This window comes from Mycobacterium sp. smrl_JER01, from assembly GCF_048513595.2.
Lineage (GTDB): Bacteria > Actinomycetota > Actinomycetes > Mycobacteriales > Mycobacteriaceae > Mycobacterium.
In genome coordinates this window covers 4,077,680-4,092,988 of record NZ_JBLXXK020000001.1, presented here as the reverse complement: position 1 = coordinate 4,092,988, position 15,309 = coordinate 4,077,680, and the positions used below count along the sequence as shown (strand labels likewise).

14 protein-coding genes are annotated in these 15,309 nt (G+C 69.0%); 8 read left to right on the top strand and 6 right to left on the bottom strand.

Annotated features, from left to right (window positions below):
* The first annotated feature begins 109 nt into the window (after window positions 1-109).
* From ACNUDN_RS18990 to ACNUDN_RS18975, 4 genes are read left to right on the top strand one after another with little or no spacing between them, the layout of a single operon-like run.
* Window positions 110-2,095 carry an acetyl/propionyl/methylcrotonyl-CoA carboxylase subunit alpha gene (locus tag ACNUDN_RS18990; protein ID WP_419123333.1) on the top strand — a complete coding sequence of 662 codons (1,986 nt, stop codon included), beginning with the start codon at window positions 110-112 and terminating at the stop codon, window positions 2,093-2,095.
* Window positions 2,092-3,252, top strand: a complete 1,161-nt coding sequence (locus tag ACNUDN_RS18985) for an acyl-CoA dehydrogenase family protein (protein WP_419123332.1) — start codon at window positions 2,092-2,094, stop codon at window positions 3,250-3,252. Before ACNUDN_RS18990 ends, ACNUDN_RS18985 begins: the two co-directional genes overlap by 4 nt.
* Window positions 3,249-3,779, top strand: coding sequence for a MaoC family dehydratase (locus tag ACNUDN_RS18980; protein ID WP_419123331.1), 531 nt, complete (start codon window positions 3,249-3,251; stop codon window positions 3,777-3,779). The genes ACNUDN_RS18985 and ACNUDN_RS18980 overlap by 4 nt, the downstream gene beginning before the upstream one ends.
* Window positions 3,776-4,603 (top strand): HpcH/HpaI aldolase/citrate lyase family protein, encoded by an 828-nt coding sequence (locus tag ACNUDN_RS18975; protein ID WP_419123330.1) that lies wholly within the window; start codon window positions 3,776-3,778, stop codon window positions 4,601-4,603. Before ACNUDN_RS18980 ends, ACNUDN_RS18975 begins: the two co-directional genes overlap by 4 nt.
* A 45-nt stretch (window positions 4,604-4,648) precedes the next feature.
* Here ACNUDN_RS18975 and ACNUDN_RS18970 read toward each other — a convergent pair whose 3' ends face one another.
* Window positions 4,649-5,635 (bottom strand): acyl-CoA dehydrogenase family protein, encoded by a 987-nt coding sequence (locus tag ACNUDN_RS18970; protein ID WP_419123329.1) that lies wholly within the window; start codon window positions 5,633-5,635, stop codon window positions 4,649-4,651.
* Between the two features lie 80 nt (window positions 5,636-5,715).
* On the opposite strand from ACNUDN_RS18970, the gene ACNUDN_RS18965 reads away from it, so the two are divergent.
* Window positions 5,716-6,798, top strand: a complete 1,083-nt coding sequence (locus ACNUDN_RS18965; protein WP_419125220.1) for an acyl-CoA dehydrogenase family protein — start codon at window positions 5,716-5,718, stop codon at window positions 6,796-6,798.
* A gap of 8 nt (window positions 6,799-6,806) precedes the next feature.
* On the opposite strand, the gene ACNUDN_RS18960 is transcribed toward ACNUDN_RS18965, so the two are convergent.
* Both ACNUDN_RS18960 and ACNUDN_RS18955 read right to left on the bottom strand, forming a co-directional pair.
* Window positions 6,807-7,649: an IclR family transcriptional regulator gene (locus ACNUDN_RS18960; RefSeq protein ID WP_419123328.1), complete on the bottom strand. Its 843-nt coding sequence runs from the start codon at window positions 7,647-7,649 to the stop codon at window positions 6,807-6,809.
* A gap of 121 nt (window positions 7,650-7,770) precedes the next feature.
* A complete protein-coding gene (locus ACNUDN_RS18955; protein ID WP_419123327.1) occupies window positions 7,771-9,267 on the bottom strand; it encodes a histidine phosphatase family protein in 1,497 nt (498 codons plus the stop codon).
* A gap of 328 nt (window positions 9,268-9,595) precedes the next feature.
* Here ACNUDN_RS18955 and pdhA point away from each other — a divergent pair, with 328 nt between their 5' ends.
* From pdhA to ACNUDN_RS18940, 3 genes are read left to right on the top strand one after another with little or no spacing between them, the layout of a single operon-like run.
* Window positions 9,596-10,681 carry a pyruvate dehydrogenase (acetyl-transferring) E1 component subunit alpha gene (gene pdhA, locus ACNUDN_RS18950; RefSeq protein WP_419123326.1) on the top strand — a complete coding sequence of 362 codons (1,086 nt, stop codon included), beginning with the start codon at window positions 9,596-9,598 and terminating at the stop codon, window positions 10,679-10,681.
* 1 nt (window position 10,682) lies between these two features.
* Entirely contained in the window at window positions 10,683-11,729 is a 1,047-nt protein-coding gene (locus ACNUDN_RS18945; protein WP_419123325.1) for an alpha-ketoacid dehydrogenase subunit beta, read from the top strand.
* Window positions 11,726-12,931 (top strand): dihydrolipoamide acetyltransferase family protein, encoded by a 1,206-nt coding sequence (locus ACNUDN_RS18940; protein WP_419123324.1) that lies wholly within the window; start codon window positions 11,726-11,728, stop codon window positions 12,929-12,931. Before ACNUDN_RS18945 ends, ACNUDN_RS18940 begins: the two co-directional genes overlap by 4 nt.
* Before the next feature lie 2 nt (window positions 12,932-12,933).
* Here the strand turns inward: ACNUDN_RS18940 and ACNUDN_RS18935 are convergent, their stop codons facing one another.
* The 3 genes from ACNUDN_RS18935 to ACNUDN_RS18925 all read right to left on the bottom strand — a co-directional run bounded on the left by ACNUDN_RS18935 (window position 12,934) and on the right by ACNUDN_RS18925 (window position 15,209).
* The gene (locus ACNUDN_RS18935) at window positions 12,934-13,686 is read right to left on the bottom strand and encodes an enoyl-CoA hydratase (RefSeq protein WP_419123323.1); all 753 of its coding nucleotides are present in this window, start codon (window positions 13,684-13,686) and stop codon (window positions 12,934-12,936) included.
* A gap of 13 nt (window positions 13,687-13,699) precedes the next feature.
* Entirely contained in the window at window positions 13,700-14,452 is a 753-nt protein-coding gene (locus ACNUDN_RS18930) for an acyl-[acyl-carrier-protein] thioesterase (protein WP_419123322.1), read from the bottom strand.
* Between the two features lie 127 nt (window positions 14,453-14,579).
* Complete coding sequence (locus ACNUDN_RS18925; RefSeq protein ID WP_419125219.1) at window positions 14,580-15,209, bottom strand: class I SAM-dependent methyltransferase; 630 nt, start codon at window positions 15,207-15,209, stop codon at window positions 14,580-14,582.
* Window positions 15,210-15,309: the final 100 nt, after the last annotated feature.

The following is a 15,309-nucleotide window of genomic DNA, read 5'->3' as shown; positions in this document are numbered from 1 at the left end:
CGAGCGGAGCGACGGGATGTTTGAGACCGGGCGAGCGGAGCGACGGGATGTTTGAGACCGGGCGAGCGGAGCGACGGGATGTTTGAGACCGGGCGAGCGGAGCGACGGGATGTTTGAGACCGTATTGGTCGCCAATCGCGGCGAGATCGCGGTGCGCGTCATCCGCACGTTGCGCACCATGGGGATCCGTTCGGTGGCGGTGTTCAGCGACGCCGACGCGGACGCCCGTCACGTCGGGGAGGCCGACGTGGCGGTGCACATCGGCCCCGCCCCGGCGCGGCAGAGCTACCTGTCGATCGAGGCGATCCTCGCGGCGGTGACGCGCACCGGAGCACAGGCCGTGCACCCCGGCTACGGATTCCTCTCGGAGAACGCGCAATTCGCCGAGGCGCTGAGCGCAGCCGGAGTGGTGTTCATCGGGCCGCCGGCCTCGGCGATACAGATCATGGGGGACAAGATCTCGGCCAAGGCCGCGGTCTCGGCCTTCGGGGTTCCCGTGGTGCCGGGCATTTCCCGCCCGAATCTGACCGACGACGATCTGATCGCCGGAGCGGTCGAGGTGGGCTTCCCGGTGCTGGTGAAACCGTCGGCAGGCGGCGGAGGCAAGGGGATGCGTGTCGTGCACGCGGCTGCCGACCTGCCCGCCGCCCTTGCCGGTGCGCGACGCGAGGCGGCCTCGGCGTTCGGCGACGACACCCTGTTCCTGGAGCGGTTCGTGCTCAACCCGCGCCACATCGAGGTGCAGGTACTCGCCGACACGCACGGCGACGTGGTGCATCTCGGTGAGCGGGAGTGCAGCTTGCAGCGCCGGCACCAGAAGGTGATCGAAGAGGCCCCGTCGCCGCTGCTGGACCCTGAGACGCGGGCCCGCATCGGCGCCGCGGCCTGCGACACCGCGCGCAGCGTCGACTACACCGGCGCCGGTACCGTGGAGTTCATCGTCTCCGCTGACCGGCCCGATGAGTTCTTCTTCATGGAGATGAACACCCGGCTGCAGGTCGAGCATCCCGTCACCGAGATGGTCACCGGATTGGACCTGGTCGAGTTGCAGGTCCGCATCGCCGCGGGTGAGAAGTTACCGATGGCGCAGGACGACATCCGGTTGGACGGTCACGCCGTCGAGGCCCGGATCTACGCCGAGGACCCCGCCCGCGGATTCCTGCCCACCGGCGGGAAGGTCATCGCGCTGCGCGAACCGGCCGGGCCCGGCGTGCGGGTCGACTCCGGCCTGACCCGTGGGACGGTGGTCGGCAGCGACTACGACCCGATGTTGGCCAAGGTGATCGTGCATGCCGGGGATCGGCGGTCGGCGTTGCGCGCCCTGGACCTGGCCCTGACCGGCACCGAGGTGCTGGGACTGACCACCAACGTCGAGTTCTTGCGCTTCCTGTTGGCCGACCCCGACGTGGTGGCCGGCAACCTCGATACCGGGTTGCTGGACCGTCGCATGCCGGACTTCGCGCCGGCTCCGACCTCCGATGCGGAGTTGATCGCGGCGGCCGCCTTCCGCTGGCTTCGGTCCTGGCCTACGGCGCCTTCGAGTCCGTGGGAGGTGCCGACGGGATGGCGGATCGCCGGGTGCGCCGCGACGCCGGTGCGACTACGCACGCCCGACCGGACCGATCACGTGTGGTTGGCCGGGACCCCCGAGAGGGCGACGGCCACTGTCGAGGACGGTGGAACGCATACGCTGAGTGCCAGGTTGGCCGCGGACCGGCTGGCGGTCACCGTCGACGACGTGCGCTCCGAGTATCTGGTCGCCGGCACCGATGGTCAGGTCTGGTTGTCCGGCGCTGGTCGCGTGACAATGGTGGAAGAGGTCCGGGAGGCACCTGTCCGGCCCGACGACGCACACAGCGGAGACGCCGAGCTGACCAGCCCGATGCCGGGATCCGTGGTCGCAGTGGGTGTCGAGGACGGCACGGCGGTGTCGGCCGGGACGGTCGTCGTCACGGTCGAGGCGATGAAGATGGAGCACGCGCTGTCCGCCCCGATCGACGGGGTGGTGCAGCTGTCGGTCGGCGCGGGCGAGCAGGTGAAGGTGGGTCAGGTGCTGGCCCGGATAACGGCGATTGAGGAGCCGCAGCAGTCATGACAGATTTCCTGGCGACGGGTTTGTTGCCTGACCATTACGCCCAATTGGCCAAATCGGTGCGCGACTTCGCGCAGAGCGTGGTGGCCCCGGTGGCCGCCAAACACGATGCCGAACACTCGTTTCCGTACGAGGTGGTCGACGGGATGGCCGACATGGGCCTGTTCGGCTTGCCGTTCCCCGAGGAGTACGGCGGCATGGGTGGGGACTATTTCGCACTGTGCCTGGCTCTGGAGGAACTCGGCAAGGTGGACCAGAGTGTGGCGATCACTCTGGAGGCCGGGGTGTCGCTGGGGGCGATGCCGATCTACCGGTTCGGCACCGAAGAGCAGAAGCAGCAGTGGCTGCCGCTGTTGACCAGCGGAAAGGCGCTGGGCGCTTTCGGTTTGACCGAAGCCGGCGGCGGGAGTGACGCCGGCGCGACGAAGACCACCGCGCGTACCGATGGGTCGAGCTGGGTTATCAACGGGTCCAAACAGTTCATCACGAATTCGGGTACCGACATCACCAAGCTGGTCACCGTCACGGCCGTCACCGGCGACAACAACGGTAAGAAGGAGATCTCCTCGATCCTGGTACCGGTGCCGACGCCGGGATTCACCGCCGAACCCGCCTACAACAAGGTGGGCTGGAATGCCTCGGACACCCATCCGCTGAGCTTCGACGATGTGCGGGTGCCGCAGGAGAACCTGCTCGGGGAGCGGGGGCGGGGCTATGCCAACTTCTTGCGGATTCTCGACGAGGGCCGGATCGCGATCGCCGCGTTGTCGGTTGGTGCCGCGCAGGGCTGTGTGGACCAGAGCGTCACCTACGCCAAGGAGCGCCACGCGTTCGGTCGAGCCATCGGCGCCAACCAGGCCATCGCATTCAAGATTGCGCGCATGGAGGCCAGGGCGCACGCGGCGCGGACCGCGTACTACGACGCGGCGGCTCTGATGTTGGCGGGCAAGCCGTTCAAGAAGGCGGCCGCGGTGGCCAAAATGGTGTCCAGTGAGGCGGCGATGGACAACGCCCGCGACGCCACCCAGATCTTCGGCGGCTACGGATTCATGAACGAGTACCCGGTGGCTCGGCACTATCGCGACAGCAAGATTCTCGAAATCGGCGAGGGCACAACCGAAGTGCAGTTGATGCTGATCGGCCGGGAGTTGGGATTGTGAGCGCAGAAAACGACCGGCCCCCGAGTGTTGCCGATGATCGCCATCAGAAGGTCGTCACCCAGCGCGGCCTGTGGTTCGAGGAGTTCGAGACCGGAGTCGTCTATCGGCACCGGCCCGGCCGCACCATCACCGAAGCCGACAACGTGCTGTTCACCACGCTAACGATGAACACCCAGGCGCTGCACCTGGACGCCGCGTTCGCCGATGCGCTGCCGCCCTTTCACCAGCGCTTGGTCAACTCGATGTTCACGCTGTCCACGGTGGTGGGCCTGTCGGTGGCTCAGCTCACCCAGGGCACGATCGTGGGCAATCTGGGGTTCGGCCAGGTCGCGTTCCCTAAACCGTTGTTCCACGGTGACACGCTCTACGCCGAGACCGAGGTCCTCGACAAGCGCGAGTCCAGGAGCCGGCCCGGCGAGGGCATCGTGACGTTCGCGCACACCGGTCGTAACCAGCACGGCGACGTGGTGGCCACAGCGTCGCGCAAGACGATGGTGCGCAAGCGCCCGGCGGGGGAGGGGTCGTGACGTCGGCCGTCGGTCCCGCCTGGTTGTTCTGTCCGGCCGATCGACCGGAGCGCTTCGAGAAGGCCGCGGCGGCAGCCGATGTGGTGATTCTCGATCTGGAGGACGGGGTGGCGGCACCGCACCGCGGAGCGGCTCGACAGGCGTTGGCCGACACGCCGCTGGATCCGGCGCGCACCGTCGTGCGGATCAACCCGGCCGGCACCCCGGATCATGCCGCGGACCTCGAAGCGCTCAGGTCGACGGGCTACACCGTGGTGATGCTGGCGAAAACCGAGACCGCCGAGCAGGTGCGGGCGCTGTCCCCGCTGCAGGTGGTGGTGCTCGTCGAGACCCCGCTGGGTGCGTTGGCCGTCGCCGAGGCGGCCCGGATGGAGAACACCCATGCCGTGATGTGGGGCGCCGAGGACCTTTTTGCGGTCACCGGCGGGACCGCCAACAGATGGCCTGATGGCAGCTATCGCGATGTGGCCCGGCATGTGCGTTCGCAGAGTCTGCTGGCCGCCAAGGCTTTCGGGCGACTGGCACTGGACTCGGTGTACCTGGATATCAAGGACCTCGACGGGTTGCGCGCCGAGAGTGACGACGCGGTGGCGGTCGGATTCGACGCGAAAGTGGCGATTCACCCGAGTCAGGTCGACGTGATCCGATCGGCCTACACGCCGACCGGCGACCAGGTCGACTGGGCGCGTCGGGTACTCGACAAAGCCCGCGGAGAGCGCGGGGTTTTCCAGCACGAGGGTCAGATGGTCGACATGCCGGTGCTGCGGCGCGCCGAACGCATTGTGGCGCTGGCGCCCTGGCGCCCTGACACTTCGGCGCCCTGACACCTGGGCGTCCTGACACCTCGGCGCCTTCACACTTCGGTGCCTTCAGCGTGGGTGCTGCGGCCGGCGCATCAGCGAACCGAGGGCGAGCCGGTAGCCGGCCTGAACATCGCACCAGCGCCTGGTCACCGGGTCGGAGGCATCCAGGGCATGGCGGCTATTGCCGAGCAGCCGGTCGGCGGCGGCGCGGGCCCGCGCGACGGACTGCCGCTGGGCCCGCAGTGCGTCGGTCTCGTCGTAGGGATTCTGCACCGATGTGATGACCTGCAGCTTGGCTGCGTCGATGTCCGAGGCCGACCACGCCACCTGCACGGCGGCGGCGTCGGTCACTTCGTCTTTTCCCTGGGCTGTGGTCAACCGGACCCGGACCTGATCGACGTGGCCCTGCCAGACACCGGCGGCAGATCCGATCACGGCCGCCGCGGTTGCCGCGCCGTCGAGGGGCGCGGTGCGCGCGTGCACACCGCCCACGACGTGCTGCGGCGCCACGCCGGCCCAGGATCCGACGTCGGAGACGATGACACGGCCGACACCCGCCCAGTCCAGCCCGCCCAGGAGAGCTTCCGGCTCCACGTGTGCCGCGGCCCGCGGTATCAGTGCGTGGCAGGGCAGTCCGTCATGCGGGTCGTCGATGCTCAGCAGCAGCCAATCGGCGAGTGTCGCACCGACGACCGCGTCCCACCGTCCGGTCAACCGGCCTGAGAGTGACAGGTTGCCGCGGCCTCCCGCGCACGTGACGATCAGCGCGTCGGGGTGCGCCGACCAGATGTCGTCGCCAATCGAAGGTGCCGACTCGGCGACGCGGTGCACGGCAGAATTGAACGCTGCAGCCAGCCAGCCCAGAGAAGCATCGACCGCGGCGACCTCCAGGACGGACCGGACCACGTCGTCGACGGCGCGGCCGGACCCGCCGTGGCGCGTCGGCTGCGCGAGCCGTCCTCCGATCGTACCGATCAGCGGGGCAACGGAATCGGAGCCCACCGCATCGACGGCAGGACGCAGCGCGGGGGGTAGACCGCTGAGCTCGGACATATCCTCCTCCACCGGACGTGCCGGATGATATGCATGATCCTGGCACGGCGAACGGCCGTGAGGAGGCGCAGTTGCAGTCCGTGCTCGATTCGGTACGGTCGCTGACCGGCGAGATCGCCGCGGCGGCCGCCGACGTCGACCGCGAGGCCGCGGTAGACCCGCAGGTGATCGCCCGGCTGCACGACTGCGGGTACTTCTCGTTGCTGCAGCCCCGGGCGTGGGGTGGGTGCGAGGCCGAGCCCGAGGAGTATCTGAGCGCCACCCGCGAGATCTCGGCGGCTTGTGTGTCGACAGGATGGTTGGCCGGGTGGCTCGCGGTCAACAGCTGGGGACTGTCGCTGCGCGACGAGCGGGTCCAGCAGGAGATCTGGGGCGGAGATCCGCGGACCCTGCTGTGCTCGTCGTACGCCCCGACGGGCCGGCTGGAGCGCGTCGACGGCGGCTTCCGGCTCACCGGCCGATGGACTCGGTGCACCGGCGCCCGGCACGCCTCGTGGCTCAGCGCCGCCGCGTTGCTGGTCGGCCCGGACGGCGCCGCGCAGGACTTCATGGCGGTATTGGTGCCGTGCGCCGAATACACCGTCGAGCCGACGTGGAATGGGCTGGGACTGCGCGGAATCGGCGCCGACGACGTCGTCATCGCCGGTGCGTTCGTGCCCGATTATCGAGCGTTCAGCTGGCTCGACCTTCGCTACGACGTCAGTGTTGCTCCGCTGCAACGGCTTCCGCAGCCCGTGTTGTACACGTTGGCCGGCACGTTGCCGCTGCTCGGCGCGGCGCAACGGGTGCTCGGCGAGCAGCGTCGGGCCGCCGTGGGGGCGTTGAGTGCGCCGGCGATGGCGCAGTCCGCGGTCGAGCTGTCGGTCACCCAGGTCAGCCGCAATGTCGCTGACCTCATGGAATGCGCTCGGCGGGGCGGCTTTCCGGACGCCGAGTTGGCTCTGCGCAACCGCCGCGATCAGGTGATGGCCTCCGAACGTGCCCTGGCGGCCATCCGCACGGTGGTCCAGGATCCACCTGCCGGCTCCGATGAACTTCTGCTGGAACGCATCTGGCGCGACGTGCAGACGGCCCGCATGCACGTGTCGAGCAATGTCGAGCAGGTGCTGGCCCTGGTGGGCCGATTTGAGCTCGGGCAGAACGTCGACGACCGGATCTGGTGAGGGCGGCTTCACACCCAGTCGTCGGAGGACAGGGTGCGCAGCACCCGCGAGAGCATGTCGTCGGTGACGGCGGCGACGTCGGTGTGCGGTGTGGCGGTCGCCGGGGGTCCGACTCGCTCGGCGATGCCGCGGGCCGCGCGGGTGAGAAACGGGGCCATCCGGGTGAGCCAGTGCGCGGGTCCGGGGCCGGTCAGGGACAGACCGGCGAGGTCACCGCCGGCCGTCCGGATCGGTGCCGCGACGCTGGACAGCCCGACGGCGAACTCCTGGTCGTCGTAGGCCAGACCATGACGGGACCTGATGTGCGCCAGCTCGGAGTGCAGGGCCGGCACATCGGCGATGGTCGCCGGCGTGCACCTGCGCAGCGGGCCGCTCAGCGTGGCGTCGACCTCTTCGGCGGACAGCGTCGCGAGCATCGCCTTACCCAGCGCGCTCGCGTGCGCCGGGGTGCGGCCGGCCACGCGGGTCGGCACCGCGACGGTGCTGGTCCCGGTCACCTTGTCCAGATACACGACGTCCGGGCCCATCAGCACGCCCAGGTGGACCACGAGCGCGGTGTCGGCCTGCAGTCGTTTGAGCACCGGGGAGGCCACCCCGCGCAGCTGCGAGTGGTCGATGGTGCTGTTGACCGGAAGCGAGGACGCGGCCAACCCGTAACCGTCCGGCCCGTGCTGGAGCAGTCCGGCCGTGTGCAGCTGGTGGAGGATCCGGTGGGTCGAGGACCGCGGCAGACCGGTGCGGTCGGCGATCTGGTCCAAGCGCAGAGGTTTTCCGGCGCGGTCGAAAGCGTTGATGATCAGCGCAACCCGGCCCACCATCGACGTCGGTGCCTCAATCGCGCTCTTACTCATCGACCGCACTCTAGGAGAGTCGGCGCACTCGCACCGGCGCTTCGGCGGGCCCGGATGCAGGTCGGCCCTCCCGTTCTGGACAGGAGGGCCGACCCGTGGCGCGGTTATTGCCCGGCTGACCTCACGCGGCCGCACGTTCCTGGCTGTCGCCCGCGCCCGAGTCCGAGTCGGTGCCGACCGGACCGGAGCCCGAATCCGACTCCCCGGACACCGTGCCGTCGGACGCGTCAGCGCCGTGGCTGTCGCGATCGTCGGCACTTCCGGCGTCCGTCGAGTCCTCGGCGGCATCCTGGGCCTCGGCATCGGCCTGGGCGTCGGCGGCATCCTGGGCGTCGGCGTAGGCCTGGGCGTCGGCCTCGTCGATTACGCCGCCGGCGTCGCTGTCACCGGTGCTGTCGACCCCGGTGGCCTCGCTGCCGGTGTTGACGCCATCGGTGATCACCGCATCCGAGGTGAGCGGGACCACGGTGAGCTTCGACGGTTGCACTGCCGCGTCGTCGGCGGCTTCCTCGCCACCGCTGCCCGTACCGGCCGTGCGGCCGACGGTCACGGTCTGGGCGGGCTCGGGTGTGCCGCCCGCAGCGGTTTCCTCGACGACCGCAGCACGCGCCCCGGCCGGCATCGCGGCGGGAGCGGGATGGAAGATGCGGTTCAGATCGCTGATGATCTTGGCGTTCATTGCCCTCCCGAACTTCGCGACCGAGAAGGTCGCATCCACCACTGCGCGATTGATCGTGGTCGCGATCGTCGCGAGGTTGCGCGAGGCGAACGACTCGAAGACCGCTGCCAGGCTGGATCCCAGCTGCCTGGTCAGTGTTCGTACTTGACGCTTGAGTTCGTTGAAGAACGTCGGCTCGGGATTGAACAGCTTGCCGTTCCAGTTCATCAGCGTCCAGCCGTCCTCGGGGTTGCCCTCGACCACGACATGGTGCGTGTTGCTCAACGGAGCGGTCCTGAGCAGGTCGATCTTCTGTGCCGCCGTGAGGTTCTGCGCGTTCATCATGGTCCAGAACATGATTGCGCCGCCGTGCGAGAAGACGACGCTGTTGCGGTCCCCGTTCTCCCAGATAGTCGTGAGCGCCGCGTCCATCCGAGCGTCGAACTCGTTGCCGTCGATCGACCCCGGGATTCGCAGGTCGCGGTTACCCTGGATCGCCCACGCCAGCGGGTACAGGCCGTAACCGGACTGCGCCTCGCTCTCCGGGGTGTTCTCGAACACCCCCGCCTCGATCTCCTGCAGACCGCTCAGCACCTGGATCGGCAGCCGCAGATACTGCGACATCGGCGCCGCGGTCAGCTGGGTGCGCACCATCGTCGAGGCGTAGATGCCGTCGAAGTTCTTGTCACCCAGCGCGCCCGCGACCGCCTGCGCCTGCTGCTGGCCGGTCGCAGTGAGTACCGGCCCGGGAGTGGACGTGTCGATCAGACCCGAGGCATTTCCGGCCGACTGACCGTGGCGGATGAAGGTCACCCGCATCAGTTCGGCTGCCGCAGCCGGGAAGGCCGCGCCGACCAACAGGAACACCGCGGTCAGGATGACACCGCTGACCTTCCACACCGCCGCGGTGCCCCGGCGTGAGCCGGGCGCGCTTGGGCGAGGTGTTGACGCATCGTTCATGGAGCACTTCCTCTGACGGTGATAGGGACAGCCCACCGTGACGCTCCCGAACGACCCGAACAAGCCGCAATCTCGCTCAGCGAGACTTTGCTGAGGGTGCCCGGTCGAGGTTGCCCGCCCGACACGGGGCGAACACCGCGGGGTGGCCACCCGGCGCGGGCATAATGGATGGTGCCCCAGGGCTACGGTGCACGGCGCGTCGTCGACCGGGCGCCACACCCCGGCGCCCCAACGGCAACCCCCCACCGGGGTTTGCGCACTCGCCGCCGCTCTGAGCACCTCAGTCGCCTGACGGCGTGACCCGCCGCCAGTGACCCCAGGAGGCGGTATGGCTGGACTGTCGGCGTACTCGGAACTTGCCGAGCCGATTCAACTGGTGGCGCCCGACGGCGCAGCGACCGCCGACACGCGCTACCGAAGAGACCTCCCACCCGAAACCCTGGCCTGGCTTTACGAGTCGATGGTCGTCACCCGCGAACTCGACACCGAGTTCGTCAACCTGCAGCGCCAGGGCGAACTGGCGCTCTACGCGTCCTGCCGCGGGCAGGAGGCCGCCCAGATCGGGGCGGTGGCGTGCCTGATGAAGACGGATTGGCTGTTCCCGCAGTACCGCGAGCTCGGCGCATTCCTGCTGCGCGGCATCTCGCCGGCCCAGGTCGGCGCGCTGTGGCGCGGCAGCTGGCATGGCGGTCTGGGGTTCACCGACCGGTGCTGCGCCCCGGTGTCGATCCCGATCGGCACGCAGGCCCTGCATGCGGTCGGCGCCGCCATGGCCGCGCAACGGCTGGACGAGGGTTCGGTCACCGTCGCCTTCCTCGGTGACGGCGCCACCAGCGAAGGCGACGTGCACGAAGCGTTCAACCTCGCGTCGGTCTACCGCGCACCGTGCGTGTTCTTCGTGCAGAACAACCAGTGGGCGATCTCGGTACCGGTGCAGCGCCAGCTTGCGGCACCGTCGATCGCCCATCGCGCGTCGGGCTACGGCATGCCGGGCGCGCGCGTCGACGGCAACGATGTGTTGGCCTGCTTCGCGGTGATGGCGGAGGCGGCGCAGCGGGCGCGCGAGGGCGCGGGACCGACCCTGATCGAGGCGGTCACCTACCGGATGGGACCGCACACCACCTCCGATGATCCGACCCGGTACCGCCGCGAGGACGAGACCCGACGATGGTTGGCCAGGGATCCGATCACGCGCTACCGCAGCTATCTGCGCGATGGTGACATCTGGACCGAACGTCTGGAGGAACGCATCGGTCACCGCGCACAACGACTGCGCACCGAACTGCGCGACACCCTCATCGGTGCACCCGATGCCGACATCACCGAGGTCTTCGACACCGTCTATCACCGCATCACCCCCGACCTGGCTCGCCAACGTGACGAGCTGACGTCCGAGCTGGCCGAGGAGGCGTGACATGACCCAGTTGATCGAGCGGCCGTTCGGTTTCGACGACGACACACCCGAACCACGTCCGGTTCCGACGTCGAGGACTCCCGTGCCGTGGTCCATGGCGCAGGCGATCAACCGCGCGCTGGCGGATGCGATGGCCGCCGATGACCGAGTCCTGGTGTTCGGCGAGGATGTCGCAAACCTGGGCGGTGTCTTCCGGGTCACCGAGGGTCTGGCCGAAAGGTTCGGCGAGAAGCGATGTTTCGACACCCCGCTGGCCGAGTCGGCGATCATCGGGATCGCGGTTGGTATGGCCATCCGGGGGTTGGTGCCGGTGCCGGAGATCCAGTTCGACGGCTTTGCCGCACCCGCGTTCGACCAGATCGTCAGCCACCTGGCCAAGTACCGGATGCGAACCCGCGGCGACATCGACATGCCGGTGACGATCCGTATCCCGTCCTTCGGCGGAATCGGTGCGGTGGAACACCATTCGGAATCGACGGAAACCTACTGGCTGCACACCGGCGGTCTCAAGGTGGTCGTACCGTCGACACCCACAGATGCCTATTGGTTGCTCAGATATGCGATCGCCGAGCGCGATCCGGTGATCTTCCTCGAACCCAAACGCCGCTACTGGACCAAGGAAGTCGTCGACACCCGAAACCCGGCCGAACCGTTGGGCACTGCGGCGGTCCGCCGTGCCGGTGCTGATGTCACCGTCATCACCTACGGACCGCTGGTGGCGACCGCGTTGAACGCGGCCGAGAACGCGTCGGCCGACCTGGAGGTCATCGACCTGCGCACGCTGAACCCGTTGGACGTCGACACCGTCGCTGCGTCGGTGTGCAGAACCGGCAGGGCGGTGGTGCTGCACGAGGGCCCGCGGACGCTGGGGTTCGGTGCTGAACTGGCCGCCCGTATCCAGGAGGAGTGTTTCTACGAGCTGGAGTCACCGGTGTTGCGGGCCACCGGATTCGATACGCCCTATCCGCCGGCGCGATTGGAGAAGCTCTGGCTGCCCGGTGTGGACCGGCTGCTCGACTGTGTGAACAAGGCGATGAGCCGGCCATGACCACCGACGAGCGCTCGCGCGAGGAGCAATCAAGCACCGCGGATTTCCTGGTGCCCGATCTCGGTGAGGGCCTCGAAGACGCGACGATCACGGCCTGGCTGGTCGGTGTGGGCGATGAGATCGCGCTGAATCAGCCGCTGTGCACGGTCGAGACCAACAAGGCCGAGGTGGAGATTCCCAGCCCGTATGCGGGCCGGGTCGTCGAGCTCGGTGGTGCGGCGGGCCAGACCCTGCCCGTCGGCGCGACGCTGGTGCGCATCGAAACGGAGCACGACGCGCTGCCCAAGGCGGCGCAACAGGTCGCTCCGCGCAGGGCGGTGCTGGTCGGATACGGCGCCGACGACACGATGGACGGCAGCCGCAGGCGGGCGCGCGCCAAACCGCCGGTGCGCAAACTGGCCGCGAATCTCGACGTCGACCTCGCGGGGGTCAACGGTTCGGGACCCGACGGCATCGTGACCCGTGCCGATGTGCTCGCCGCGGCCGACACCCGATCCGGTGTCGCCGCGGGGGCCGATCCGCCGGTCAGCGGGGTGCGGCTGGCGATGGCGCGCCGAATGGCGCTGTCGCGCCGTGAAATCCCGGATGCGAACGCCTCCGTCGATGTCGAGGGCACCGCGCTGCTTCGGCTGCGTGACCGCATGAAAGACGCCGGCGCGGAGTCGGTCACACCTTTCGTGCTGGTGCTTCGGTTGCTGGTCCTGGCGCTACGACGGCATCCGGTGCTCAACGCGACATGGATGGACACCGTCGACGGGCCGCGCATCCACACCCATCCCGCGATCCATCTCGGCGTCGGCGTGGCGACACCGCGTGGGCTGTTGGTTCCGGTGGTCACCGACGCGCAGAACCACACCACGCGTCGGCTCGGCGACGAGGTGGCCCGGCTGGTCGCCGCGGCCCGCAACGGCACCGTGGCCGCTGCCCAGATGCAGGGCTCGACGTTCACCGTCTCGAACTTCGGGGCGCTGGGGCTTGACGACGGGGTCCCGGTGATCAATCACCCGGAAGCGGCGATCCTGGGTGTGGGCGCGTTGAAGCCGCGCCCGGTCGTCGTCGACGGCGAGGTGGTGGCACGTTCGACGATGAGGATCACGTGTGCCTTCGATCACCGGGTGGCCGACGGCGCCGAGGTGGGCGCGTTCCTCGCCGAGTTGCGGTCGCTGATCGAGGCGCCCGAGACGGCACTGCTCGACCTGTAGACCTACCTGCGCTTGGCCTGGGCCAACCGTGCGGCGAATTCGGGTGACTCGATGGAGCGCGCCTGCGGCCCGATCTCGACGTCGACCGCGAGGCGGTGTTGGTGCAGGTCCGAGATCCCCGGGTTCGCGGTGGCCCGCATCGATGCCTTGGTGGCGATGACCACCTCGCGCGGCGCGGACGCCGGCCCGGCCGCCAGTTCGCGGGCGGCGGCGACCGGATCGTCGGCGACGTCGAGGGCCAACCCATGACGGCGGGCCGACTCGGCGTCGAATCGCATACCGAACAGCAGCGCGGCACGGGCGGCCTGCGGTCCGATCGCGCGCTGCAGCATCCACGTCGCACCGCCGCCGGGGTGGATGCCGAGCTTCTGAAACCGAGGATCGAACAGCGCCGCCGGACCTGCGATGCGCACATCGGCGGCCAACGCGAGATTCAATCCGGCGCCCACCGCCGGCCCGTTGACCGCGGCGATGGTCGGCAGGCTGCACTGCGCCACGGCCAGAAAGCCGTCGTAGATGACCCGTAACCCGTCCTCGGTCGCCTCGCCGAGCGCGGTCAGGTCGGCACCCGCGCAGAACGCCTTGCCCGCACCGGTGACGATGACGGCGTGCACGTCCGTGTCCGCCTCGGCGGCTTCCACGGCGGTGCGCAGCGCCGCCGAGCTCTCGGCGGTGACGGCGTTGCGCCGGTCGGGATCGTTGACGGTGATGACTGCGACGCGGTCGGTGACCTGCACCAGCACGGGATCGGACATCTGCTCAGCGTAGCTACAGCGTACGCAGCAGTGCCGCGGCCCGGACGTCGTCGCCGACGGTCAGCGCGATGTGTACCGCGTCGCCGCGCCGGGTCCAGCCGATGGTGACGTCCTCGCCGTACTTGATGGGTTTGCGGTACTCGATCACCGCGCGGTAGGGCGGGGAGCAGACGTCCGGTTCCAGCGCCATGACCTCATGGAGGGCGTGCCAGTAGGCGGTGTTGGTGACGTGTTCGAAGAGGTCGATGTCGGTGCGGCGCAATGCGAACGGCGCATGTCGGTCCACCCTGTCGGGGTTCTGCAGCCAGGGCCGCCACTTGAGCCGGTGCTCGGTGGTGGTGGTGCCGAACCGTTCCAGCAGGGTGTCGGTCGCCCGCTGCGGAGTGAGCGTCTTGGCGTTCATCGCGATCCAGAAACCCTCGGTCTCGATGCGCCCCCCGTCGCTGCCGATCAGGTCGACGCGCATCGTGCACCAGCGCAGCGACAGCGCCGAGCACCACCTGCTGAAGGTCACCTCGTTGGGGAATCCGATCGGTTCGATCACATCGATGACGGTGCGCTGCACCAACCAGTGCGGGTGCTCCTCGGCTTCGCCGGCGTCGACGAGGTTCTCGGCGCCGACTTCCTGGATGTAGCGGGCCACGCTGTCCAGGCGCAGGTCGAGGGCGGCGCCGATGTCTCCGGTGGCCACCCGCCACGCGGTGCGGTACACGTATCCGGACTCGGGCAGCGGGCTCAGCCGATGGTCGACGTCGTGGGTGCTCATCGCGGGTCAGCCTACGGGCCTCGGTCGTCGTCGGGCCGGTGTGGCAAGCGTTCGGTACGGCCGAGATCGCGGGGCTTCGCCGGTGCGCCGATCGCCCACCGCCGGAGTTTCGGACACCGCGACTGATTCAGCGCGTTGGCTTCTGCCAGCGCATCAGGTAGCGGTAGTACATCGCCCGGCGGATCAGCACGCCGGGCAGAACCTCCGCGGCGGTCCGTCTGATCTCGTCCAGCCCCTCGCGCGGCTCTGCCACGGCCACCCCGACGTCGCGGGTCTCACGGTGCAGCCACGACCCGAGGCGTACCGGCGCCAGAGCCAGCCCAGACCAAAGCCAGTCGCGCGCCGTCGTATTCGCGCTCAAACCGACCACGGCGAGCACGCCGCCCGGCCGCAGCAACTCCCGCGCCCTCGCGAGCGACGTTTTCAGATCCGTGTGGTGCAGGCTGGCGACGAAGGTGATCAGGTCGAAGCGCCCGTGTCCGGCGTGGTAGCCGCCGAAGCAGGTCTCGACCACGGTGACGTTGGCCAGAGTCGCCAGCCGGGCGCGCGCTCTACGCACCGCAGCCGGGTCGGGGTCGATGCCGACGACCGAACGCGATACAGGGGCGAGGCGCTGCACGAGCAGGCCGTCACCACAGCCGACATCGAGCACGTCGCCGCGGCGCTGCGCGGCCAGCGAGACCAACCACCGATGGTGGGCGGTGTTGTGGTTCCAGTAGTCGACCAAGTCCGTCCCGAGCCTCGATTCGGCAATCATTCCCAGCGTTGTCACAGCACCGTATCGCGCGACTCCGCCTGCGCGACCGCGCCATTGGCCTAAGCTCGCTACAACGTGCCGGTCTCGGGAAAGGGGCGGT

Excerpts from the sequence above, each read along its gene's own strand:
- ACNUDN_RS18960 (WP_419123328.1), bottom strand. The coding sequence starts at position 7,649 with ATGAGTAAGAGCGCGATTGAGGCACCGACGTCGATGGTGGGCCGGGTT.
- ACNUDN_RS18930 (WP_419123322.1), bottom strand. The coding sequence starts at position 14,452 with ATGAGCACCCACGACGTCGACCATCGGCTGAGCCCGCTGCCCGAGTCC.
- ACNUDN_RS18940 (WP_419123324.1), top strand. The coding sequence starts at position 11,726 with ATGACCACCGACGAGCGCTCGCGCGAGGAGCAATCAAGCACCGCGGAT.
- ACNUDN_RS18935 (WP_419123323.1), bottom strand. The coding sequence starts at position 13,686 with ATGTCCGATCCCGTGCTGGTGCAGGTCACCGACCGCGTCGCAGTCATC.
- ACNUDN_RS18990 (WP_419123333.1), top strand. The coding sequence starts at position 110 with ATGTTTGAGACCGTATTGGTCGCCAATCGCGGCGAGATCGCGGTGCGC.
- ACNUDN_RS18985 (WP_419123332.1), top strand. The coding sequence starts at position 2,092 with ATGACAGATTTCCTGGCGACGGGTTTGTTGCCTGACCATTACGCCCAA.
- pdhA (WP_419123326.1), top strand. The coding sequence starts at position 9,596 with ATGGCTGGACTGTCGGCGTACTCGGAACTTGCCGAGCCGATTCAACTG.
- ACNUDN_RS18925 (WP_419125219.1), bottom strand. The coding sequence starts at position 15,209 with ATGATTGCCGAATCGAGGCTCGGGACGGACTTGGTCGACTACTGGAAC.
- ACNUDN_RS18955 (WP_419123327.1), bottom strand. The coding sequence starts at position 9,267 with ATGAACGATGCGTCAACACCTCGCCCAAGCGCGCCCGGCTCACGCCGG.
- ACNUDN_RS18970 (WP_419123329.1), bottom strand. The coding sequence starts at position 5,635 with ATGTCCGAGCTCAGCGGTCTACCCCCCGCGCTGCGTCCTGCCGTCGAT.
- ACNUDN_RS18945 (WP_419123325.1), top strand. The coding sequence starts at position 10,683 with ATGACCCAGTTGATCGAGCGGCCGTTCGGTTTCGACGACGACACACCC.